This window comes from Paraburkholderia diazotrophica, assembly GCF_900108945.1.
In the GTDB taxonomy this organism is placed as follows: Bacteria; Pseudomonadota; Gammaproteobacteria; order Burkholderiales; family Burkholderiaceae; genus Paraburkholderia; species Paraburkholderia diazotrophica.
On the sequence record NZ_FNYE01000003.1, the window covers coordinates 66,571 to 89,488 of the forward strand.

22 protein-coding genes are annotated in these 22,918 nt (G+C 60.6%); 11 read left to right on the forward strand and 11 right to left on the reverse strand.

The annotated features are described in order from the left end of the window. Nucleotides 1-8: 8 nt before the first annotated feature. On the reverse strand, nucleotides 9-641 hold the full coding sequence (locus BMW76_RS04970; RefSeq protein ID WP_090863725.1) for a TetR/AcrR family transcriptional regulator: 633 nt from the start codon (nucleotides 639-641) through the stop codon (nucleotides 9-11). Nucleotides 642-769: 128 nt separating this feature from the next. Here BMW76_RS04970 and BMW76_RS04975 point away from each other — a divergent pair, with 128 nt between their 5' ends. Continuing rightward, on the forward strand, nucleotides 770-1,429 hold the full coding sequence (locus BMW76_RS04975) for a YceI family protein (protein WP_245763119.1): 660 nt from the start codon (nucleotides 770-772) through the stop codon (nucleotides 1,427-1,429). A 13-nt stretch (nucleotides 1,430-1,442) separates the two neighbouring features. On the opposite strand, the gene tdh is transcribed toward BMW76_RS04975, so the two are convergent. Then, entirely contained in the window at nucleotides 1,443-2,471 is a 1,029-nt protein-coding gene (gene tdh, locus BMW76_RS04980) for an L-threonine 3-dehydrogenase (protein ID WP_090863727.1), read from the reverse strand. 18 nt (nucleotides 2,472-2,489) lie between these two features. Next, entirely contained in the window at nucleotides 2,490-3,689 is a 1,200-nt protein-coding gene (locus BMW76_RS04985; RefSeq protein ID WP_090863729.1) for a glycine C-acetyltransferase, read from the reverse strand. 161 nt (nucleotides 3,690-3,850) lie between these two features. Here BMW76_RS04985 and BMW76_RS04990 point away from each other — a divergent pair, with 161 nt between their 5' ends. From BMW76_RS04990 to BMW76_RS05000, 3 genes are all read left to right on the forward strand, one after another. Continuing rightward, the gene (locus BMW76_RS04990) at nucleotides 3,851-4,465 is read left to right on the forward strand and encodes a helix-turn-helix domain-containing protein (protein ID WP_090863731.1); all 615 of its coding nucleotides are present in this window, start codon (nucleotides 3,851-3,853) and stop codon (nucleotides 4,463-4,465) included. A gap of 93 nt (nucleotides 4,466-4,558) precedes the next feature. Beyond that, on the forward strand, nucleotides 4,559-4,942 hold the full coding sequence (locus BMW76_RS04995) for a DUF2471 family protein (RefSeq protein WP_177200314.1): 384 nt from the start codon (nucleotides 4,559-4,561) through the stop codon (nucleotides 4,940-4,942). Nucleotides 4,943-5,050: 108 nt separating this feature from the next. After that, nucleotides 5,051-6,049: a tyrosine-type recombinase/integrase gene (locus BMW76_RS05000; protein ID WP_090863734.1), complete on the forward strand. Its 999-nt coding sequence runs from the start codon at nucleotides 5,051-5,053 to the stop codon at nucleotides 6,047-6,049. 137 nt (nucleotides 6,050-6,186) lie between these two features. On the opposite strand, the gene BMW76_RS05005 is transcribed toward BMW76_RS05000, so the two are convergent. Continuing rightward, nucleotides 6,187-7,392 (reverse strand): DNA-binding protein, encoded by a 1,206-nt coding sequence (locus BMW76_RS05005; protein ID WP_090863736.1) that lies wholly within the window; start codon nucleotides 7,390-7,392, stop codon nucleotides 6,187-6,189. 1,991 nt (nucleotides 7,393-9,383) lie between these two features. Here BMW76_RS05005 and BMW76_RS05010 point away from each other — a divergent pair. Further along, on the forward strand, nucleotides 9,384-10,733 hold the full coding sequence (locus tag BMW76_RS05010; protein ID WP_090863738.1) for a replication initiation protein: 1,350 nt from the start codon (nucleotides 9,384-9,386) through the stop codon (nucleotides 10,731-10,733). A gap of 42 nt (nucleotides 10,734-10,775) precedes the next feature. Here BMW76_RS05010 and BMW76_RS05015 read toward each other — a convergent pair whose 3' ends face one another. Next, the gene (locus BMW76_RS05015; RefSeq protein ID WP_090863740.1) at nucleotides 10,776-11,837 is read right to left on the reverse strand and encodes a ParB/RepB/Spo0J family partition protein; all 1,062 of its coding nucleotides are present in this window, start codon (nucleotides 11,835-11,837) and stop codon (nucleotides 10,776-10,778) included. 24 nt (nucleotides 11,838-11,861) lie between these two features. Beyond that, nucleotides 11,862-12,524: a ParA family partition ATPase gene (gene parA / locus BMW76_RS05020; RefSeq protein ID WP_090863741.1), complete on the reverse strand. Its 663-nt coding sequence runs from the start codon at nucleotides 12,522-12,524 to the stop codon at nucleotides 11,862-11,864. Nucleotides 12,525-13,514: 990 nt separating this feature from the next. Here parA and arsC point away from each other — a divergent pair. Then, entirely contained in the window at nucleotides 13,515-13,886 is a 372-nt protein-coding gene (gene arsC, locus BMW76_RS05025; protein ID WP_090863743.1) for an arsenate reductase (glutaredoxin), read from the forward strand. A gap of 294 nt (nucleotides 13,887-14,180) precedes the next feature. Then, on the forward strand, nucleotides 14,181-14,471 hold the full coding sequence (locus tag BMW76_RS05030) for a DUF1272 domain-containing protein (protein WP_090863745.1): 291 nt from the start codon (nucleotides 14,181-14,183) through the stop codon (nucleotides 14,469-14,471). A gap of 88 nt (nucleotides 14,472-14,559) precedes the next feature. On the opposite strand, the gene BMW76_RS05035 is transcribed toward BMW76_RS05030, so the two are convergent. Then, a complete protein-coding gene (locus BMW76_RS05035; RefSeq protein WP_087736585.1) occupies nucleotides 14,560-14,766 on the reverse strand; it encodes a hypothetical protein in 207 nt (68 codons plus the stop codon). 381 nt (nucleotides 14,767-15,147) lie between these two features. Here BMW76_RS05035 and BMW76_RS05040 point away from each other — a divergent pair, with 381 nt between their 5' ends. After that, complete coding sequence (locus BMW76_RS05040; protein ID WP_090863747.1) at nucleotides 15,148-15,699, forward strand: NADPH-dependent FMN reductase; 552 nt, start codon at nucleotides 15,148-15,150, stop codon at nucleotides 15,697-15,699. A gap of 92 nt (nucleotides 15,700-15,791) precedes the next feature. Here the strand turns inward: BMW76_RS05040 and BMW76_RS05045 are convergent, their stop codons facing one another. From BMW76_RS05045 to BMW76_RS40185, 3 genes are all read right to left on the reverse strand, one after another. Beyond that, entirely contained in the window at nucleotides 15,792-16,910 is a 1,119-nt protein-coding gene (locus tag BMW76_RS05045; RefSeq protein WP_090863749.1) for a hypothetical protein, read from the reverse strand. 203 nt (nucleotides 16,911-17,113) lie between these two features. Next, nucleotides 17,114-19,372 (reverse strand): hybrid sensor histidine kinase/response regulator, encoded by a 2,259-nt coding sequence (locus tag BMW76_RS05050; protein WP_407668892.1) that lies wholly within the window; start codon nucleotides 19,370-19,372, stop codon nucleotides 17,114-17,116. Between the two features lie 40 nt (nucleotides 19,373-19,412). Continuing rightward, nucleotides 19,413-19,643, reverse strand: coding sequence for a hypothetical protein (locus tag BMW76_RS40185; RefSeq protein WP_143062210.1), 231 nt, complete (start codon nucleotides 19,641-19,643; stop codon nucleotides 19,413-19,415). A gap of 507 nt (nucleotides 19,644-20,150) precedes the next feature. Here BMW76_RS40185 and BMW76_RS05055 point away from each other — a divergent pair. The 3 genes from BMW76_RS05055 to BMW76_RS05065 are packed head-to-tail and all read left to right on the forward strand — an operon-like array spanning nucleotide 20,151 to nucleotide 22,070. Then, the gene (locus BMW76_RS05055) at nucleotides 20,151-20,519 is read left to right on the forward strand and encodes a response regulator (protein WP_090863753.1); all 369 of its coding nucleotides are present in this window, start codon (nucleotides 20,151-20,153) and stop codon (nucleotides 20,517-20,519) included. Next, a complete protein-coding gene (locus BMW76_RS05060) occupies nucleotides 20,512-21,135 on the forward strand; it encodes a chemotaxis protein CheC (protein ID WP_090863755.1) in 624 nt (207 codons plus the stop codon). Before BMW76_RS05055 ends, BMW76_RS05060 begins: the two co-directional genes overlap by 8 nt. Then, nucleotides 21,132-22,070 (forward strand): GGDEF domain-containing protein, encoded by a 939-nt coding sequence (locus BMW76_RS05065; protein WP_090863757.1) that lies wholly within the window; start codon nucleotides 21,132-21,134, stop codon nucleotides 22,068-22,070. Before BMW76_RS05060 ends, BMW76_RS05065 begins: the two co-directional genes overlap by 4 nt. Nucleotides 22,071-22,142: 72 nt before the next feature. Here the strand turns inward: BMW76_RS05065 and BMW76_RS05070 are convergent, their stop codons facing one another. Then, entirely contained in the window at nucleotides 22,143-22,565 is a 423-nt protein-coding gene (locus BMW76_RS05070) for a nuclear transport factor 2 family protein (RefSeq protein ID WP_090863759.1), read from the reverse strand. Between the last annotated feature and the right edge of the window lie 353 nt (nucleotides 22,566-22,918).

The window sequence follows — 22,918 nt, forward strand, 5'->3', positions numbered from 1 at the left end:
GAACTGCGTCAGGTGGACCTTCGCCCGTTCGGCGAACGGGTGCTTTCGCTTGCGGCATCGAGCAGATGCATGGCGGCCGCGCGCGCATCGAGTGCTGCATCGGCGTCGCCACTCACGAGCGCGACGCCAATCGCGCCATCGATCAGAATCAGCCATTGACGCGACAGACGCGCCGCGCGCCGGCTGTCGCCGCCTGTCGACGCGACGTATTCGTCGCATTGCGTGCGCACGAATTCGAGCAGACGCTCCTTGTGCTCGCGCGCAACGACGCGAATCGGATCATCAGCCGAAGCGATCTCGCCCGACGCATTGAGAAATGCGCAGCCATGAAACGACTCCGACGCAAACCATTCGCGCAACACATCGAACATCGCGAGCAGACGCGCACGCGGAAGCTTGCCACGGCGCAGCGCGCTTTCGCTGAACCACGTCATCCAGCGTTCGTCGCGCCTTTCGAGCGCGGCCGCCACCAGCGCATCTTTCGATTCGAAGTGCGTGTAGAAGCTTTTGCGCGCGGTGCCCGACTGCCGGACGATCGCATCGACGCCCGTTGCGTGAATGCCGCCCGCGTAGATCAGGGCTTCCGTTGCATCGAGCAGCCGTTCGCGCGCGCTGGAGGTAGTGTCATCGGAGGTAGTCATGTGTGAAGGGTAGAACGATCATTCTCCTTCGTCAAGTTTTTGTGCGCTGTGGAATGTCCAGTTCCCTATCGGCGCGTTCGCGCGGCTTGCATTATCGTGTCGGGTAATCGTTCAGAAGGATGAGTGTCATGAACACTGCTTTTCGCCGGCCTGCGCTTGTTGCCTTGCTTGTCCCTGTGTGTGCCGCTGTGTTCGCGGCGACACTGGGCGCGTGCACACCGTTGCAGGTCGTCACGCATACCGTCACGGCGACGGAAGCACGAGTGCCCGTCGGCCAGTACAAACTCGATCAGCATCACACAAGCGTCACGTTCGATGTCGATCACCTCAAGTACACGCGCTTCACGATGCGGTTCGATCGCGTGGCAGGTCAGCTCGACTGGAATCAAGGCGGGCTCGACAAGAGCCAGGTGACGGTGACGATCGACGCGGCGAGCATCGATACGAACGTCGCGCTACTGGACAAGATGGTGAAGGGTCCGGACATGCTCGATGCCGAGCGCAATCCGCAAATCCGTTTTGTCAGCACGCATTTCGAACGCACGGGCGACGCGCGCGGCAAGCTGACGGGCGATCTGACGATACGTGGCGTGACGCAGCCGGTCACGCTCGATGTGACGTTCAACGGCTACGGCCGCGATCCGCTGACGAAGGCCGATACGCTCGGCTTTTCCGCGGACGGCCGGTTCAGCCGTTCGAAGTTTGGTCTGACGACGTGGTATCCCGCCGTGGGCGATGACATTCACGTCGTCATTCAGACAGAGGCCGCGCGTCCGCCCGCAAGCTGAACGCGCGCACACATCATGCCGTCCAGTCGAGAATGACCTTTCCGCTTTCGCCGGAGAGCATTGTCGCGAACGCTTCTTCGTAGTCGTCGACGGCAAAGCGGTGCGTGAGAATCGGCGAGAGATCGAGTCCGCTTTGCAGCATCGCGACCATCTTGTACCAGGTCTCGAACATCTCGCGGCCATAAATGCCCTTGATTTCGAGGCCTTTGAAGATGACCTGCGTCCAGTCGATTGCCGTTTGCGCAGGCGGAATGCCGAGCAGCGCGATCTTGCCGCCGTGGTTCATCGCTTCGAGCATCGACGTGAATGCGCTCGGCACGCCTGACATTTCAAGGCCGACGTCGAAGCCTTCCGTCATGCGCAGATCGCTCATCACGTCGCGCAGCGATTCGCGCGACACGTTGACCGCGCGCGTCGCGCCCATCTTGCGCGCGAGGTCGAGCCGGTAATCGTTGATGTCGGTGATCACGACGTTGCGCGCGCCGACGTGCTTCGCGATCGCCACGGCCATGATGCCGATCGGGCCCGCGCCCGTGATCAGCACGTCTTCGCCGACAAGATTGAATGAGAGCGCCGTGTGTGTCGCGTTGCCGAACGGATCGAAGATCGCGGCGAGATCGTCGGAGATTTCAGGCGGAATCTTGAATGCGTTGAACGCGGGAATCACGAGATATTCGGCAAACGCACCTTCGCGATTCACACCGACGCCGACCGTGTTGCGGCACAGATGCCTGCGCCCCGCGCGACAGTTGCGACAGAAGCCGCATGTGATATGTCCTTCGCCCGAGACGCGATCGCCGATCGAAAAGCCGCGCACTTCCTGGCCCATTTCAACGATCTCGCCGACGTACTCGTGACCGACATGCATCGGTACAGGAATCGTTTTTTGTGCCCAGTCGTCCCACTTCCAGATGTGAATGTCGGTGCCGCAAATCGCGGTGCGGGTGATGCGGATCATCACATCGTTGTGACCCACTTCGGGCTTCTTCACGCGGGTCAATGTGAGGCCCGGTGCACGTTCGAGTTTTGCCAGTGCTTTCATTGTGATTGATGTCCCGTTTCAGATCACGCCAAGCGAACGGCCTACGCGCGCAAACGCGTCGACGGTACGATCGATCTGTTCCGCCGTGTGCGCGGCGCTCATCTGCGTGCGAATGCGCGCGCGGCCTTTCGGCACGACGGGATATGAAAAGCCGATCACGTAGACGCCTTCTTTTAGCAGCGCATCGGCCATGTTGGACGCGAGTTGCGCGTCGCCGAGCATCACGGGAATGATCGGGTGCTCGCCCGGCACGAGCGTGAAGCCATGCGCGCTCATCGCCTGACGGAACTGCGCGCCGTTTTCGCGGACGCGTTCGCGCAACTGCCTGCCCTCGTCGCTCGCGAGCAGTTCGAGCACTTTCAGCGATGCGGCCGCGATGCTCGGCGTGAGCGTGTTCGAAAACAGATACGGACGCGAACGCTGACGCAGCAGATCGACGATTTCCTGGCGCGCCGCGACATAGCCACCCGATGCGCCGCCCAACGCTTTGCCCAGTGTGCCCGTAATGATGTCGATGCGATCGATCACGCCGCAATGCTCGGGCGTGCCGCGTCCGTGTTCGCCGATAAAGCCGACGGCGTGCGAATCGTCGACCATCACAAGTGCGCCGTAGCGGTCCGCGAGATCGCAAATGCCTGCGAGGTCGGCGATGATGCCGTCCATCGAAAAGACGCCGTCCGTCGCGATCAGCTTGAACCGCGCGCCCGCCGCGTCGGCTTCGCGCAGCCTCGCTTCGAGATCCGCGAGATCGTTGTTCTTGTAACGGTAACGCTTCGCTTTCGACAACCGCACGCCGTCGATGATGCTCGCGTGATTCAGTTCGTCGCTGATGATTGCGTCGTTGTCGTCGAGCAGCGTTTCGAACAGGCCGCCGTTTGCATCGAAGCAGCTCGAGTAGAGGATGCAGTCGTCCGTTTTCAGGAACGCGGACAACGCATGTTCGAGTTCCTTGTGAACCGTCTGCGTGCCGCAAATGAAACGCACCGACGCCATTCCGAAGCCGTCCTTGTCGAGCCCTTCTTTCGCGGCAGCGATCAGGCGCGCATCGTTCGCGAGGCCGAGATAATTGTTCGCACAGAAGTTCAGCACATCGGCGCCGCTGTCGAGACGAATATCCGACGATTGCGGGCTCGCGATCACGCGTTCGGTCTTATGAAAACCATCGGTGCGGATCTGGTCGAGCGTGTTGCGCAGATGCGCGAGGAAAGGGTCTCGCATGAAACGGCTCCTTGAATGGCCGGCTTTTCAACGCTACGCCAACGCACGATGTGCGGCAACGCGGCGGCCTGTTATAGTCGGCGATCGGTTTTTATCGGAAATTTTCGTTTTTTCGAACTAAAGTTCGATATGTCGAACAACTCTAAACGATAGGTCTGGAAATGGCAAGTTCGGGAATGCGCCGGGGGGCGTCGGGTACGGCCGTCGCCGCGGCGCCAGCGGTTGCGGCGCCGCCGCGCGTCGGCGAGCAGATTCAACGGTTACGCAGCGAACGCAAGATGACGCTCGACGATCTGTCGCGCGCAGCGGGCGTGTCGAAATCGATGTTGTCGGAAATCGAACGCGACAAAGCGAATCCGACGATCGCCGTCGCGTGGCGGCTGACGAATGCGCTCGGCGTCAGTCTGGATTCGCTGTTCGCGCCGCAAAAAGCGCCCGAGCCGATTGCGGTGTCCGGTCCGCACGACATTCCGACGCTGAGCGGCCACGATGCCAGATATCAGCTGCGCGTGTGGGGGCCGATCGAACTGGCGGGCAAGTTCGAATGGTATGAATTGACGCTCCAGGCGGGCGGCGCACTGGTGTCGAGCGCTCACGAGCCGGGTACGCGCGAACATCTGACGGTTTTGCATGGCGTCATCGATATCGACGCGGCGGGAACGACGAAGCGTCTGAAGGCCGCGGATACGGCGCGCTACGTTGCCGACGAGCCGCACGCGATTCGCAACGCCGGTAAGGGCGAAGCGAAGGCCTTGCTGGTCGTGATCCACGGTTGAACATGTACGACGCGTTCTTAGGCAATACGCCGGGTTGCGGCAGATACTGTATGTTTGTACAGTATACGCGACTGACGGAGCCGAAGAATGAACATCAACCAAGAACAGGATCTGGCGGCGCTGCGCTTCAAGTCGGCCGCGCGTGACCTCGAACATATCGTCCGGCATATCGCTGCACGTTATATCGTGCAGCAGGTGCCGCTAACCTGGCGCCTTCTGCATGCGATCGAAGCGGAAGCGCTCGCCGATCTCGGTTTTGCCAGCCGGCACGATCCCTTCATGCTCGCGCTGTTTCAACGGCCAACCGATTTTCAATTCCCCGAGACGGATGATCCCGTTGACTTTGGACGGTCGAATGCGCTGCCAGCCGTATTTGCGTTTGCCGTTGCGGCATACGATGAAGCGCAGAAGTCGAAGGGCGAGATGCGGACGCGGAGAGCGGCGCGTGGAAGTGTCCGTCGAGCTTGGGGTGGTTAAGGGGGCGTCCAGTGTCGACTTCGCGAGTTCAGGAGGGACCGCGCCGGGAGTTTATGCGCGTAAAGTCACCGACTACAATCGTTCACGCAACTAACGGAAGCATAGACCATGACTTCAGCCGATCCCGTCGGGTCCGTTGGCCCATCGCCCGAGACAACGGACCTGTTCGATCAGGAACGTCGAGACTGGCTCGTCGACCCGCGCACTGCATTCGACGCGTGGCTCGCGAGTCAGAATTTCCGCAATTCGTCGGCGGAGGTTTATCGCGCTCAGTGGGGTCTTTTCCTCGAATGGCTGCAGGCTCGGCACAAAAACCTTGTGACGGTCGACATGCGCTCGATTGCCGAATTCGTTGCCGGACTCTCGATACGCAAACCGCAGCGCGCCCGCTATTTGCGGCTAATCGAACGCGTGCTCGATCATGTGCGCGAAATCGAGCTCGCATCCACGAACCCGGCGCGCTTCATTGCTCAGGATGGCGAAGCGGAATGGCGCAACGCGCGCGACAACGAGCCGACAGGATTTCTCACGAGCGTCGAACGGTCCGCATTGATCGCGCATCTTTCTTCGCCCGTCGCGTATCTTTCACCCGCGCAACGCTGGCGCGAGCGTCGAGATCGCGCGTTGATCGCCGTATTTCTTGGCGGCGGCATCAAGACAGGCGAAGCGCGGACACTTCGGCTTGGTTGTGTGACGGCCGGCTCGCCGTGGATTGTGATCGAAGCGGCGAACCCGCTTTTTACGCGCCGGACGCGCCTGGCGCCGTTCGCCGTATCCATTCTCAACACGTGGCTCGAAGAACGTCAGCAAGCGGAATTGCCGGGCGATCTCGTTTTCCCGGCATCGCCATCCGGGCGGCCGATGCACAAGGCGACCATGCTGCGAGCCGTCGACGCATTGACGGAAGCATCGGGAATCGGCCACTCCCGGGAAGCTCGCGCAAGCCCGCATACGCTGCGCAACTCGTTCGCAGCGGACCTGTTCGAAAGTGGGATGGAAGTCGAGGTCGTCGGGCAATGGCTAGGATTCGCGCAGGCCGTATCTGCGAATCGACTGCATCGCGCGTGGAAAAACTGGGCTGAACAGCAGAAATTCGACGAAGAATGACAGCTTGCAGCGTCCGCCGCGTCTCCCGCGAATGCCGACGACATGCGGCAAGACGGCTAGACGTATCCCGTAAACCTTCACCTTGGCCGTCCCGCAAAAACTCACCTTGATCGCCTTGGAGCGCTGAAGCGAACCGATCAGGTCAAGGAAGCGCTTTGTGCCGGCGACATGAAGCGCGTCACGGCCGTTAGCCGCGAGCTACCCGTCCCCGATGAATGCTCGCATTCGGGACAAAGCAGCTCATAACGCCCATCGACCTGAGACAGTTCCGGTTCACCTTCGGCGCATTTCGGACAACGTTGCGGGATAGTGACGTGCCCGTCGACGGCTGTGCCGATCGACTCGAGCTCATTGCTACTCAACCTTCCCGCACCCGCCAGCTGACACAGTAATTCCGCGATGGCGGGGCTGACGCCCTGCTGGGCGCGCAATGCAGCCATCTGGCGCGTCAAGAGGTCGAGTTCCTCCGACTGTTCGCGCAACTGAGCGTCCAGCCGATCGCCCCGTGCTTTCGCGGCCGCGACCTGCTGAATAAAGTCGAACTCCTTTCGACTCGCATCGCGCACGCCTGCCTGATAGGTCGTTGCCATCGCGCGCAACGAATCGAGCTCCACAAGCATCGGCTTGACCCGGCGTTCGGCTTCAGCCACCGCGTCCTTGATCTGTTGCGCATAGTGCTCGGTGTTCTGGCGCATTTCTGCCTGCAGCGCGTCGAGACGATCGCGCAATCCTGCATTCGTCGATTGCTCGACGTCCAGGCGTCGATTTAACGACTCATTTTCGGCTTCGAGCCGGCGAACCGACGCTTTTAGCCCTTCCTGGTAAGCTGATCCATTGGTGTTGGCTGCGGCGAGTTGACTCTCAAGCACGCGTACGCGTTCCCACGCGGCGTCGGCACGGGCTTCGCTGCGCTGAATGGCTTCTTGAGAAACTTCCCGTCGGATCTTGCCCTCGTGTGAGTCACGCTCGGCGGCCGCGAGTAAAGCTCTCAGTTCCTGACGTTCTTCATCGAGCGAGGCCCTTGCATGCGCCAATGCATCCTCGAATAACGCGCCAAGCAACTCACCCGCGCGCTCCTCGAGCGCCTTTGGAATGGCACCGCCGCCGATTCGTACGCGCGATGCTGAGCGGATGCGCTCCCAGAAGCTGTCGATGTCTTTTGGTATGTCGCTAGCGCTGCCCGTTTGCGTAAGATCGCGCACGGCCGCCATCGATGGCCGGATGCCGAGGTCGAAAAAGAGCCGCTTGCACGCGTGAAGCGACAATTCCTGTCGACGCGCACCATTCGCGCGAAGCGTGTCGAGTTCTTTTCGAATGGCCTGGCGTTCTTCGTCCAGATTCATGGCTGCCTCAAGTTCGCAGAAGTCGACGAATCATAACAATTTACGTAGCGTTTGCTACGGATTTTGCTCGACATGCGTCTTTGCTACAACGGAGGCTCCGGATCATCGAAATTCATTGTCGCGAACCGGATTTGGCGAGCCTCTTCGTGAAACAAATCGAAGAGTAGTCGGTAAGTCATTGTTATGACGGCATTTTAGTCGATCGCCCGCCGTTTTGGCACTGTTTCACGATGCGAGGGTTGTCGCGAGGTGTTGCGTTTTTTTCGACAGAACTCGCGGGGCACGCGTTGAGAGTAATAAAAGTAAACACCTTTGAACCTTAGTTAAAGACGTTAACGCTCGGCGAGAGCCTTATAGGATAAGGCGTTGCGCGGGATTGGGTGAAGCTTTACGGGAGGCGTGGTGAGATTTCACGGGGTCGTTCAGTGATGGGGTTCGGGGAGACGGGTGAGCCGGCCCGGGAAGGGTCGTGAGTGGCTTCGGGAACACTACTGATCGGCCAGTCGGCCAGAGGTGAGCGTTTTCGGGAGATTAGGTCGATCAATGGCGCGTCAACGCTGGTTGGCGCTTTTCCGTCGCCGGAAGAAGCGGTGAGCGGATTCAGGAGGGCAATTCCGATGGGTATTGAGCCGATTTCGTGGGCGTCCGAGTGGGTCGGTGAGCACTCGCGGGAGAAAACCGGAGATCAGGGTGAGGATTTTCGGGACTCGGAGGACGCTTGCGCTCACGTTTGGGCGGCGCAATCTCGATAAGTGAGGTTTTTCGGGAGCTGCCCGTCGTCCGTTTCGATCGGCAGGTACGCAAAATGAGCATTGTTCCGGGCATTGACTCCAAAGGTGAGCGGATTCAGGACAGCAAAGCGTACGCACATCTTGCGCCAGTATTTGCGCCCGGAAGTCGGAAAGGTGAGGCTTTGCGGGAATCATGCTCGGCCGGTTCAGGCTCAAAGGTGAGGAAATGCAGGGGCATTGAAGCCGCAATCGCGCTGAGACGTCGTATTTGCGCGGGTTGGACGACGGCACCACATTTTGGTTGATTGCTTGAGAAGGTGAATATTTTCGGGAGCATCGGGTGATCGGATTTTGGGCATCACGGCGTTACTGAATAGGACTGAGGTGAGAATTTCCGGGAGTCGCAGACTGTACCCAGATGGCGGAGGTGCACAGCTAAGTATCTAAATTTGCGGGTTTTTCACTTCGTGATCCGCTAAAGGTGAGCTTCTTCAGGACGTCGGACTGTCGATTCGCGGTGAGACAAAAGCTGGTCTGGACCGGCCACAGGTGAGAGTTTTCGGGAGTTTTTCTGCGCGCCAGATTTGTCTATGAGACCCGGAGGCCTGTCCGGTATCGGATCTGGCGTTCACACGGGTGAGAATATTCGGGGAACGTATTCGCGGCGCGACCGGGGCCGATCGCTACTGAAAGCCGGGAGTCCATCTGTACATCTTCGCGTTTGTGTCTATTCCTGTTCCGGTCCGCGACTTCCTCCGTTTCGGCGGACTGGTCAATCGGTAAGAGCACGGTCTTTCGATGGATCCGTTCGGTCGATTACTAATCCGCCGACTTGGTCACAGCACCCATGGACGTAGGTTGGACGGCCGGCTCCCATCGATACTGACACGCGAGACCTGACTGGCCGGCTAATGGGCCATAAACGCGCCCGCGAAATGGCCGTTCGCGGTCTATCGCTACCAGGTGCTGCAGCAGCATCTTCACGCGTCGTTTATTTGCGACTTGTGCAACGGTGAGCCGTTACGGGAAGCGGTTCGGGCGGTCGCCGTACGCGCGAGGCGACCTCATCTCAGACAATCCCACATCCATCAATGCCATGACAAAATGCGTCCGAATTCGGAAGGTGAGGCTTTTCGGGAGTGGCTCCGGGTGAGTTGGCGGCTGTAAACGCGTTTCACCCCAAGTAGGTGAGATAACCGCTATAGACGTGCATCACCACAGCCGGTATCCTTTCGCGAAAATCTCTTCTCGACTCGACGCATGGCCACGAAGCGCGCGAAAAAAACCGATGTGGTGAGCCCAAGCTCCGCCGAATTGCGCAAAGCCGTCGAGGCGATTGCCATTCAGCCGAAGAGCGGCAAGATCACGCTGCTGACCCGCAAGCTGTTCAATGTGTTGCTCGCGGTCGCACAGCAGGCAGACGAATCGGGCGACACCTATCGCGCGCTGCTTTCCGACATCGTCGCCAACTCCGCCTTCGACTCCAACGATACGGCACTCGTCAAGGAGCACCTGCGGCGGATGGTGTCGGTGCAAGTCGAGTGGAGCCAAGGCACGTCGAGCCAGAAGCCAGGGCGCAAATGGGGCATCTCGACGCTGATCGCCGATGCCGAAATTCTCGAGGACCCGGCTACGCGGCGCGTCTGGGTGGAGTTCTCGTTTGCGCCGAAAATCAAAAAGAAACTGCTCGATCCGGTGCAATACGCGCGGCTGAGCCTTCAGTTCCAGAGCCAGTTGCGCAGCAGCGCGGGTTTGGCGCTGTACGAGATTTGCGTGCGCTACCTGACCAATCCCAGCCATCTGACGATGCGTGAGGCGTGGGAGTGGTGGCGGCCGATCCTGTCAGGCACGCCCGACATGGAAGCCGGCGATGAAGCCAAGCGCGAGTACAAATATTTCAAGCGCGACTATTTGCGCCCCGCGATTGCGGAAGTCAATGCCGTTACGAATATCTTTGTCGAACTCATCGAACATCGCGAAGGCCGCCGTGTCGCGGAAATCCAGTTTCGCGTGACCGAGCGCAAGCAGCCGATGCTGGCGCTCGACGAGCATCCGAACGTATTCGACAGTACGCTTGTCGATCGCATGGTGAAGATCGGCATCCCGCTCAAGGAAGCGCAGACGCTGTACGCGGACAGCGAGGAAAACCGTATTCGCGCCGCGTTGCAAATGACGGAGCAGCGGATGCGCAGCACGACGCTGCCGCCCGTGCGCAGCGCGCCAGCGCTGTTCAAGGACGCCTTGAAGAAGGGTTATGCTCCGCCCGTCGACGCATTGCCTTCAACCCCGGCCGGCAAAGCCGCCGCCGCAGCACCCGCGGATGATCTGAAAGCGCGTCTTCTGGGCGAATATATGGCGTACCGGCGCAAGGAGGCACAGGCGCTGTACGACGAACAAGGTGAAGCGGAGCGCGAGCTGGCGCGTCACTCGTTCGAGGAAGATGAACTGCCGGGTTTGGGTGCCCACATGCGCGACGATTGGCGTCGACGCGGGCTGGAGTCGAAGCTGACGGAAACGGCGTTCTTCGACTGGCTCGCGCGCAGAACCTGGGGCGAGCCGACAGACGGCGATCTGCTTGCATTTACATTGAGTCAGTCGCGAGCCGCCTGAGCGCAAGCTGGCGCGCCGCCGCTGCGCGCCCGTTGCTTTGCTTTACTGCTCCGATAACATCTGTTCGATTTGCCGGAGTATTTCGTCGCGTTTCTCACGCGCCAGCCCGCGCAATTTCAGTTCGAGCCGATCATCGCCGTAAGACTTCAGATCGCCGACGGACACACCACCGAGCTTGATATCGAGCCGTTGTGCGTAACGCTGACGGCCGGCCGGTTTCGCACTCTCCTGCGCGGTTGCCCTTCCCTTGACGATGTCCGCGACCTGGCGGGTGCTCAGATCATCCGAAAGAATCTTGTTGATCAGGCGAAGTGTTGAATCGGTTCCGCGCGCCGAATGATACCGGCCAACCTGGTACGCCATGTTCGAACCGAATCGATCCGGCCGCGCCACCATCTCCTGCATCACGGCCTCAGGCAACTTCGAAATTGACAGTGCGACTGCGATCGTCGACTCATCCAGACCGAGATGTTCGGCGAGTTCCTTTTGACTCTGGAAGTGCTGTTCATCCAGGAAGCGGCGCCATACGACGGCGTTGTCGAACACCGTCTGCGAATCGCGCTGGACGTTGAGATCGTAGCCGAGCTTATAGCTCTGGATGCCAATCGGCAGATCGACCACGATCGCCCTTACCGTCTCGTTGTTCGCCTCCTTCAACGCGCGAACACGTCGACCACCGTCGCTGACGAAGTAACTGCCAGGATTGTTGTAATCAGGAATGACGTGGATGGCCTGCTGCTGTCCTTGCTTGGCGAGGTTGACGGCAAGTTCGGCAATCGACGATTTCAGATAGAAGTACCGCGGATTGAACGGACTCGGCTTGATCGCTTTGAGCGGAAGTTCAATGATCTGGCCCGGGCGGTAGCCGTGCTCGGCTCGCCAGTTGCGGTATTCGACCGACTCATTTGCCGCTTCCGCTGGCTCGGCGTCGTTGACTGTGGACGACGATGCGGGCGTGCTCGTGAAAGCCGCGATGTTCGAGGCCTTGGGCGCACTTTGCACGAGTCCGTCGATCGCGTTGAGCCGATCGAGCGCTGTGCGCTTTTCGCTGCTCGTCGTATCGGGGCGTGCCTGGAAGCCTTTGGCGAATTGGGACGGTTTCATTCAGGTACCTTTATGCGCATAAATTCAGGGAAGCAGAGCGGCGATCTCGTCGGCGCACGCGCGGATTTCGATGCTGGCAAGCTTGGCGCCTCGGTCGTTCATCTGCAGGACCGTTTGGCCAAGCGCCATTGCCTGCTTGTAGGCCTCTCGCGTCGGAATCTGGGTTCGCAAAAGCGGGAAGCCGAGTTCTTCCAATGCGCGCTTGAGTTCGCGCGTCAGCATTCGCTTCTCTTCGGTCTTATTGAGAAGAAAGACTGCGCGCAGGTCTTCGTTCATGACCTGCGCCTGCTGTACCAGCTTCACGAGGCCGACGCTCGACCAGTAATCCGCTGGAGACGAGGACGTGGGAATGACGGCAACGGTCGCAGCGAGCAGAACGACGCCGGAGACTTTCTCAGTGATGGACGGTGGACAATCGACAACGATCAGGTCGTAGTCGGCAACGAACTTCTTGATCTCACGATGGATCTGCGCGCCGGCTTCGGAGAGATTGACGACGGGAAACGGGATACCGGACTCGCTATCTGAGGAAGCGCTGGCCCAATGGATGAGGGTGTTTTGACCGTCAGCGTCGACAACAAGAACGCGCTTGCCTCGTTCGTGAAAGGCTGCGCCGATATGCATCGCAATTGTGCTCTTACCGACGCCGCCCTTCTGCTGTGTAACCGCGATGATTTCTGCTGCCAACGTTCACCTCCTCTTTTTGTACGCCGCTGAATTTTACCTTGTTGAATTTGTAATTCAATCAATTTTGCCCAGATCCAACGGTTATAGGCCGTTCGGTATGGGTTTATGCGCATAAAGGACGAGTGACTAATCGGCCATGCAGTTCGTGTATCGCGTATGAACAGAATCTGCTGGTTGGCGTTGAAGATGTGATTAGGGCTCTGCAGGCGTTGGTGTGGGAGACGGTGATACTGTCTGGCATTCACCGCGAATGCGATAGACGACGTATGTCGATCATGTCTTCATATGCACCGCCGGTTTATGCGCATAAAGCCGATTGAGATCACGAAGATGTCTGCGCCAAGTAGAGCGGCGCGGCAACCGGTTTGCGTTGGGAGGCGTGAATCGTTTATGCGCATAAACCGGGAGCGCTTGGCGGCACTACTTGCGTGATGAAGCAAACAGGCGCCTGCATACAAACCAAACCAAACCAAACCAAACGATACGAGAGTCGCGTTCGTCAGCGCTGCGGCGCTCAGCTTCTGGCGGTGTTGTGCTTGCGGATCGATAAAGCGGCCCAGGCGAACACGCAATCGATCCTGGTGTGAACAACTACGCTCCAATCCAACGGAAACGCTGCCATTAGATGTGCCGCGCACGGGACTTTACATCCCCCAAACTGGTAGGCCCTTATCGAAGGGCAGGCAGCCCCACTATCAACGGCGCTGCGACGGAGCGCTTGTCCGCAAACCGATGGTTAGATGTTGTGGCAGCCGCAGCCGAGATAACGTGCCCACGCCTAGGACAGATAAATTCAAGGGGGACCTTACCGATCTGTCCCGTCGCGACTCGACTACCGAGTGAACGGACCGCACCTCCCAACGCTAAATGCGGCTTATCCCTCGCGAGCCATCCCCGCTCAAGATTCCGGCGCTCACCCAGTCACGCCCAAGCGATCCGCGCAGCATAGCCGTAAAATCCTCCGTTTCATCCCGATCCTCCTAAACCACCATGATCACGATCTACCACAACCCCCGCTGCTCGAAATCCCGTGGCGCGTGCGAGCTTATTAGCGACGTCTACAATCCGTCGAATGAACCCGTCGAGATCGTCGAGTACCTTCATACGCCCTTATCCGTAGTGCAGTTGAAGCAGCTGAACCAGCTGCTTGGTTGCACGGTACGCGAAATGATCCGCGATTCGGAACAGGTCTATAAGGAACTAGGGCTCGCCGACACTTCATTGACCGACGCTCAGTTATACGAAGCAATCGCCGCTCATCCGATCCTTCTTCAACGTCCGATCGTGGTTCGCAACGGACGTGCCGTCATCGGTCGGCCCCCGGAGAATGTGAAGGCGCTATTTCCCGAATTCGCGAATTAGGCCGACGCGCATCAAACAAGCTATCCGTATTGCGATGCTTTATATCGAGCAACCCGCGCCTGCCCGTCATCACGCTGGACCGATACGGAGCGCAACAAACGGATCAACAATCCATTGCCAGCGAGAGATGTCGATCCGATCTCCGCGGTCATCGATAGCGACAGACCAAAGCGTGGCAGCAATTGAAGCATCGCTGACACTCTGGCTGGCGCACATCCCAATAGACTTCGGTACAAGCCGCGCAAAGCCTCGTCGCGCGGCGTTCGAATCTCAATCCCGCGTGGGAGAACCGACATGCTGGAACTTAGACAGTCGTGTGAAGGATGTGGGAAGGCGCTTCCACCAGGCGCCACCGATGCGATGATTTGCAGCTTCGAATGCACGTTTTGCGAGGTCTGTGCGCTGACGAAGTTGAGTAACGTGTGTCCGAATTGCGGCGGGAATTTTCAACATCGTCCGATCCGTCCCGCTGCAATGCTTGCGAAACATCCTGCATCGACGGAACAGCACGCTGTCAAGATCGACGAGCCATCACATAGCGTATTTTTTGCGCGTTATCGCGATACGCCGCCGTCACAGCGCTAGAAATCAAACGCCGGCCGAAGAGGCAAAAAAGGCGCCTCGTAACAAGAACCGAGGCGCCTTCTCTTCATCTCGCATTTGCACGGCGACTTCACACTTTCCCGCCTCCATCGAGGCCGCTCCCCGTGCGCCAAACCTGCTTCCCGCGCTCGGACAGCTCACCGCAGCTATGCGTTTCGTCGGCTTGCGTACCGTCGACGGCCATATCACCCCCCGGTTGTTCAAGCGAGCGAGGCTTCTGCTGCTTTCTCGCGGCGATTGCCTCGTCATGGGATTTTCCGGAATGATCCAGGCTCATGATGTGATCCTCCCAATAAATTTTCTAGAAATATCATCCGAGCACAGACTGCTCCCGGACGCCTCACACATAAAGTTCGAAATATCGCTTGTCCACAAGTTCAGTTCGAAGCTGTAACAGCAGGCATCGTCGCGAGCCGTTTGTCGCGCTTTGCAACCGTCCGGCAACCCGCTTGATTGATAAGGCAAAGATTCCACCTATCCACAGGGTTATCCAGAAAATCTGTGGATAACTTGTGCGTCCCCCGATTTATCCACTGCGCGTGATTAACGTGTCATATCGCGTGCCCAATTCGGCGCTATGGTTCACTCGTCGGCCGCTATGATTGACCGGCCGCATCCCCTTTTTTCGCGCATTCCGCGCCAACCGAGGAAGGAAGACATGGCCTATCACATTGCAGTTGTCGTCGGCAGTTTGCGCCGCGACTCGACTAACCGTCATCTGGCAAAGGCGTTGATTTCGCTCGCGCCTCCAGACTTTTCTTTTGAGTTTCTGGATATCGGCTCGCTTCCGCTCTACAGCCAGGACTACGACCACGATTTCCCAGAAGCAGCTCGCAACTTCAAGCAGCGGATTCACACTGCCAATGCATTGCTGTTCGTGACGCCTGAATACAACCGGTCGATACCCGGCGTGCTGAAGAACGCGCTCGACTGGGGCTCGCGTCCGTGGGGACACAGTGCATGGGCCGGCAAGCCGGGTGCGGTGATCGGCACGTCGCCGGCTGCGACGGGTACGGCGTTGTCGCAACAGCACTTGCGCAACGTGCTGGCCTATCTCGATGTGGCGACGCTCGGCCAGCCGGAAATGTTCATCAAACACACGGCTGGCCAGATCGACGAGAACGGCAATATCGCAAGCGACGACACGCGCAAGTTCCTGCAAAAGTTTGTCGATCGCTATGTTGATTGGGTGAAGCGGCACGTCGGCTAACGCGTCGCGTCGACACAACGCACAGCAGCGCCCGGCACCGGGCGCCGCCTCGCCTTCCGGACGCGATTGTCACAGCACGCAGAGCACGCAAGCTACGTGTGACGATGCCCCGTCACGCGATCCCAGCCGTGCCGCACAGCGGCTTTGAACCGCTCCCAGCTGCCCTCCGGCCTGTCCCGCTCCCAGTGCTCGCGGACCTCGGGCTCGACTTCTTCCCACTGCCGGTCGTGGTAGCGGGTTTCACGCGCCATCGTCGCGCCGTGATGATAGGCGGGTACGTACTCGTCGAAGCGCAAGCCTTCGTCCGCGTACTGAGCGTCGTAGTGAGCGCGGAAATCCTCCTCGTACTCGAGGAATTCGTCGGGCACCTGCTGAGGCATCGCGCGCGCGGGCTCGGCCGTATCGGGCGTCATCACGGCGCCTGAGCCGGCCACGCCCGCCGATGCAACGGCCGCCGCCCCAGGCGTCTCGCCCGGCGGCGTGACGCGTTGCTTGCTGGTCGGCGCTGCGTAGTCGGGGTACTGGCGCGACTGCGTCGGCTGCTGTTCCGGTGTTCGTGATGGCGTCGAAGCCTGCTGTTCCGGTTGCGGCGTTTCGGGCCGCATCACCGCGCCGGCGCCGGGCGCGCTCGCTGCGGCGAGTGCCTGCGCCGACGCATCGTCGACGGGCGGCACGCCGTGCAGCGCATCCATCTGGGCACGCTTGCGCGCTTCTTCTTCGGCGAGCTGCGCATCGCTCGACGGCTGGGCCGCCGTCGGCACCGCAGCCGGCGTGCCGATGCCGAGCTCGTCCATTACCGAATGCTCGCGGCGTGCTTGCGCTGCATCGTCGCGCGATGCCTGCGTGCGCGTGCTTTCTGCCGGACGTTCGTTGACTTCGACCGCGCCCAGCCGCGTCAGCGAATTGCGCGCTAGCTCCGCGTGCGACTCGCTCGCGGCGTTCACGGCCACCAGCACCGCGCCGCGACGCACGGCTTGCGTGTATCGCTCGGCTTCGGGCGCCGTCGTGCCCGAAGTCTGGAAGAGGCTCGACAGAAATCGTTCGATATTGGCGATCACGCTGGGCGTATGAGCGGTGGCGACATCGGCGGGCGTTTCGGGGTTCGCCTGCAATTCGATGTCGGTGGAGGCGAAGCCGCTCTGCACGAGCATGTTGCGCGCGCTTTCGGCTTGCGCGTAGCTGTCGAAAAGACCAATCACGGTGTGTCGCATGGCTGTCTCCTGCGGCTTTCTGAACGGCCCCGCGGTGCCGCCGAGGCCGCTCGTTCGTCGATGCCGTGAAACGCGCAACGTTCATGCCGGGTTGTGCTGCCATGCAGCCAGCGAGAACGATGAAGGACGGCACACCGAACCTGTGACAGTGTCGAAACCGTCTTCAATCGACGCGCGCCACGTTGCGTGGCGCGCTTTTACAACTAGCTGGTAATCCCCGGCAGTGCGTTTGAACCGGCCTGATGCGTCGGCGATTGCGCGATTTCCCGCTGCAGCGTCTGCAGGAATTTGTCGAGCAGCGCGATATCGAAGGGCTTCGACAGCATGCGCGCTTCGACGTGGCGCGCGCGCTCCAGTTCTTCCGCGTAGCCCGTGACGAGAATCACCGGGAGCCTGGTCTCGAAGGTCTGGATATGCTCGGCGAGATCGATGCCATTCAGCTTGCCCGGCATGTGGATGTCGGAAATCACGAGATCGAACGGCAGCGGCTCGCCCGTGCGCTTCTGCGCCGCGCGCGCGGCGTCGAGCCGTTCGACCGCGATGTCGGCGTTGAACGTGCACGTGACCTCGTGGCCCATCATCTGCAGCAGCGCTTCCGTGCCCGCTGCCACTTCGTCGTTATCCTCGACGAGCAGAATGCGCAGTCCGTGCGGCGCATCCCGTCGCTCGGCGACGGGTTCGGCGGGGCGTTCGAGTTCCGGTGTTTGCGTCGCACGGGGCAAATAGAGCCGCACCGAGGTGCCCGCGCCGATCGCGCTGTCGATCGCCGCGAGGCCGCCCGAACGCTCGCAGAACGCGAAGACCTGAGGCAAACCGAGACCCGTGCCCATGCCCTTCGGTTTGGTCGTGAAGAGCGGCTCGAACGCGCGCGACAGCACGTCGGGCGGCATGCCGACACCCGTATCTTCCAGCGACAGCTGCACGAAATCGCCTGTGATCGGAAAGCCGTCTTCATGACGGAAACTCACGTTGCTCGTGCGCACCGTGAAGCGGCCGCCGTTCGGCATGGCATCGCGCGCATTGACGGCGACGTTGATCAGCGCCAGCTCCAGTTCGGCGACGTCGACGTGCATCGGCCACACGTCTGCGCCGACGTCCATCACCAGCGCAACCTTCGCGCCGAGCGACGCGCGCAGCAGATCGTGGCAGCCGGGCAGCCAGCGCGCGACGTCGAGCGTTTCGCTGCGCAACGGCTGCTTGCGCGCGACGCCGAGCAATTGCCGGGTGAGCGACTGGCCGCTTTTCAATGCGCGCTCGATCGCGCACAACTCGCGGTCGAACGTGGCCGCGCCGCGCCGGCGCAGGATCTGCGCGTTGGCCGAAACGATCATCAGCAGATTGTTGAAATCGTGCGCGACGCTGCCGACGAGATTGCCGAGCGCTTCCATCTTGCGCGACTGCCGGTACGCCGATTCGATCGAGCGGCGCATCGACGCCTCTGCCTGCCAGCGCTCCCACGCTTCCTCTTCGGCGGCGAGCCGCTTGAGCGACAGCCAGATCACGCACCACAGCACGATCGACGGCACGAACATCGACAGGATCAGCACGCTCAGATGGCGATACCAGGCAGCCCAGATCGCCGAGGTGCGATAGCCGCACGTTACGTAGACGGGATACGAGCCGACGCGGCGAAACGCGACGATCAGGCCCTCGCCGTCGAGTGTCGAACGCACGCGGACGACGCCCGCGCGACGGCCTTCGGCGAGCGCATCGGTATAGGCGTTGTGGCGCATCGGCGCCTCGACTTTCGACAGCGGGGTGACCGGGTAATGCGCGAGCAGCGAAGCGTCGGCGCGCGTCAGCGCCATCGTCATTGGCGAATCCCTGCCGCCCAGCAGTTCGCGATAGAACGCATTGAAGTAGCTGGGCCTCAACGCGACGGACACGATGCCCGCGAACGACCCGTCGTCCACGCGCCGCGCGATGCCCGTGTTGAACACGACTTCCCCCGCGACATGTCCGACCATCACCTTCGACACATGCTCGAGCACCTGGCCGTTGCGGATGCCGACGAAATCTTCGCGCTGGCTGATCGACACGGAAGGCACCGGATAGAAGCGGCTGCTTGCGAGCAGCGTGCCGTCCCGGCCGAAGATCGACATGGCCGCGACCTGCGGATAGCCGCCGCCCATCGTTTGCAGCTTTTCGTGGATCGAGATTTCGCGCTGACGGATGCCATCGTCGTCGAGACCCTGGACGAGATCGACGACGCGCGCATCGAGTGCCTCGTTCATGTCGAACACCTTCAGCGCATGCTCCTCGGCGACGCGCACTGTGCGCAGCGTCGCATCGGTCGCATCGGCTTCGCGCGAGCGCAGGTCGTTGAACGCCATCGCGGCGACGAACACGCACGGCAACACGACGGCCGCTACTAGTAGCGCGATCAGCGTCATGCGCCGCACGGCGAAGTTGTGCTCGGGCACGGCGGGAAACAGCGCCTCGTCCGGCCGCGCGGCGCGCATGCGCCCGTCCGATGTTTTGACGTCGACGGAATCGGGCCGGTCAGGTTTCGTCATGGCGCAGGCCGCGCAGGCGGCGGGTGGCAAGCGGAAGAACTCTCATCATAGGTTCGCTGCGCGGCTTATTCGCGCGCAATGCAACCATGCGCGCAACGGCCGCGCTCCATCCTGGCTCGAACGCGTACTCCGGACAGGTTTGCAAATCAGCGACGAATCCGGAAGCGCAAACGTACACAAAAGTAAAAAGACGATCTCCCGTTCGGCTGATGGCCATGTTTATACTCATATGCGACAGACTTGAGCTGATTTAGTTCGACGAACGCGCGTTGGCGAGTTGCCTTTTCGCCGATTTGCTTCGAAAATTGCGCAACGATAAATACTCAGCCCGCCATGATCGGGCGAAATCCGCGCGAGGGCCCGGGCATTGCATGCCGTGCAAGTCCCGCCAAACCCTCGCGGAGACCAGCGGGGCATCACGGAGCCATGAACACCGTCTTGCCGCCGCAGCATGATCAACGGGGTAGGCTTCGAAAATGCCGGTCATTGACGTTGTCCATTGCGTGCACACTGCATCGGCCGCGCGCCGCCCGTGCAGCACGCGCCGTACGGCGCGTCCGTCGGGCCGCTATCGGTGTCGAGCATCGCTCGTGCCGACCGCTTCTCCTTGCCGCTTGCTCCTCGTGCGTGCAGTTCCGTTGCGCGACTGCGCGAGCGGCCACTAAAGATCGAATCCACGCCGCCGTTAACACGTACGAGCCCACTCCGTTTCCCGTCCACTGCCATGTCTTTGCCCATTGTGATCGCCGACGATTCGCTGCTTGCCCGCAAGGTGCTCACCAAGGCATTGCCGGAGGATTGGAAAGTCGACATTACTTATGCGTCGAACGGCCGCGAAGCGCTTGAGCATTATCGCAAGGGCCGCGCATCGGTGATGTTTCTCGATCTGACGATGCCCGACATGACGGGCTATCAGGTTCTTGAGGCTCTGCAGCACGAGGACCTCAATACGTTCGTGATCGTCGTGTCCGCCGATGTCCAGCCGATGGCAAGGGAACGCGTGCGCGCGCTTGGCGCGATTGCCTTTATCGCCAAGCCCGTGACCCCGGAGGCGCTGCTTCCCATCCTGAAGGAGTACGGGTTGTATGTCTGAGCCAGTCCTAAACGAAGACCAGCGCGACGCGCTGCAGGAGATCGCCAATCTGGCGATGGGCCAGGCCGCGACGCGCCTCGCGCTCCTGCTCGATGCGTTCATCGAACTTTCCGTGCCGCGCGTGCGCGTGGTCGCCGTGCGCGAGGCGGCGCAGGCGCTGCGCGACATGACGGGCATCAGCGAGCCCGTCAGCGCCGTCCGGCAGGGCTTCCGGTCCGATATCAAGGGTGAGGCGCTCGTGATCTGCCGCACGGGCAGCATCGAGCAACTGTGCGCGCTCGTGAGCGACCCGTACTCGAAGTCTGCGTACGAGGCGACGTCGCAGGAAGAACTCATATTCGACGTCGCGAACATCCTGACGGGCGCATGCGTGTCGTGCATTCTCGACCAGCTCGGGCGCACGCCGGTGTTTTCGCCGCCGGGCCTGCTCGGTTCGGCGATGTCGCTCGACGACGTCTTCCAGCCGAAAGTACTCGCGTGGGAAGCCGCGCTGCTGGTCGAAGTGAACTTCGCGCTGGAGGATCAGAGTTTTCGTGCTCACCTCGTGATGCTGATGGCGGAAGACTCGATCCGTCATCTAAGCACCGCACTGGACGCATTGCTTTCCAGCCTATGAATGCCCCGCTTCCAACGCTGAGCGACCAGGTCGTCGAACGGGTCGGCTTCGGCATTTTCGTGCTCGACCGTCAGATGAACGTGCTGATGTGGAACCGCTTCATGCACGATCACAGCGGACTGTCGGCGCAGCAGGTGGTCGGCAAGTCGATTTTCGCGAGCTTTCCGGAACTCCCGCGCGTGTGGTTCACGCGCAAGGTCGAAAGCGTTTTCCAGCTCGGCAGCTTTGCGTTCAGTTCCTGGGAGCAGCGCCCGTATCTGTTCAAGTTCGATCATGACCGGCCGATCACAGGCGGCGTCGATTACATGCAGCAGGACTGCACGTTCATGCCGATCATGCGCGAGCGCGAAGTGGAGGCCGTCTGCGTGACGGTGTGCGACGTGACGCACGTGAGCATCGTGCAGCGCGAGCGCGAAGAGGCTGTCGCGAAGCTCCAGGAATACGCGGACCGCGACGGTCTGACGGGCATCGCGAACCGCCGTTTCTTCGAAGCGCGGCTACGCGACGAATACACGCGCTGGCAGCGCTACGGCGGCAATCTGTCGATCCTGCTATTCGATCTCGATCACTTCAAGAAGATCAACGACCAGTTCGGCCACATGGTCGGCGATACAGTGCTGCGCGAGATGGCGCGGCGCGTGTCGCATGTCGTGCGTGCGCAGGATACGTTCGGGCGTTTCGGCGGCGAGGAGTTTGCGTTGCTGCTGCCGTGCACGCCGCTCGAAGATGCGATGCAGGTCGCGGAGAAGATCCGGAACACGATCGGTGAATCAGCCGTCGATGTGCAAGGCGTGAACGTGCCGGTGACTGCGAGCGTCGGCGGCGCGGCGGCGCGCGTGGGCGTGCCGGCCTACGAGGCGCTCATCAACGAGGCGGATGCCGCGCTCTATAGCGCGAAACGGCAGGGGCGCAACCGCTCGGTGGCGTTCATCTGAGCGGTTTTCGCGGCGCGGGGGGCCGGGCGCCGCCGGCGCGAGCCGCGCGTGTTCGACGCCCGCTGCGCTGATTCACTTGCGGCTCATCCGCGAGCCGACGATGCGCCACTGGCCGTCGCGACGCAGGAAATCGTCCTTGAATGCGAACACGGCGGACTGACCGTTCGGCGCCATGAAGTGATCCTCGCCGACTGCGACGGCCCGATCGCCGTCCACATGAACCTCCACATTTTGCAGCGTCTGCGTCGAGCCCGCGGGCAACGGCGGCGCGCTGAGCACATCGCTTTTGGTACGCGCCGCACCTGCCGGCGTGATCTCGCGATACGAGTCGTCGAGCAGCGCTTTGAGCGTGTCGCTATCGCGATGCATGCTTGCCTGCAGCCACGTTTCCTCCATCTGGCGGATCACGGCTTCGTCGTTTCGCGTCGCGAAGACGGGCGGCGAAAACGCAAAAGCGGCGAGAAGAGGCACGGCAAAAAACATATGGGTTTTCATGATATTCCTTGAATAAAACGGAATTGACGGATTTTTCAAGTTAATTAGCCGTGACACGAAAATCATTGGCCAATTAACGCCGGAAATAACCGATCCGAAAATCAATGCCAGGAAAATGTCGACTATTTGATGTCCGTGTCTTCCCGGCAGACAGCGGTGCGGTTTGCGAGCCGTCCTTCGGCGTCAAAGCGACGACAAATGTAATCGCGATTTACCTCGAGATATCTCAGACAAGTCCTAATTTGAGATAGACTGCCAATCGACGCCATAATCAGACGGCGACAAGGCGACTTTGATTGGACTTGTGTCAAATGCCGCCGGCATTATCCGATCGACATCCCATGCCGATTAAC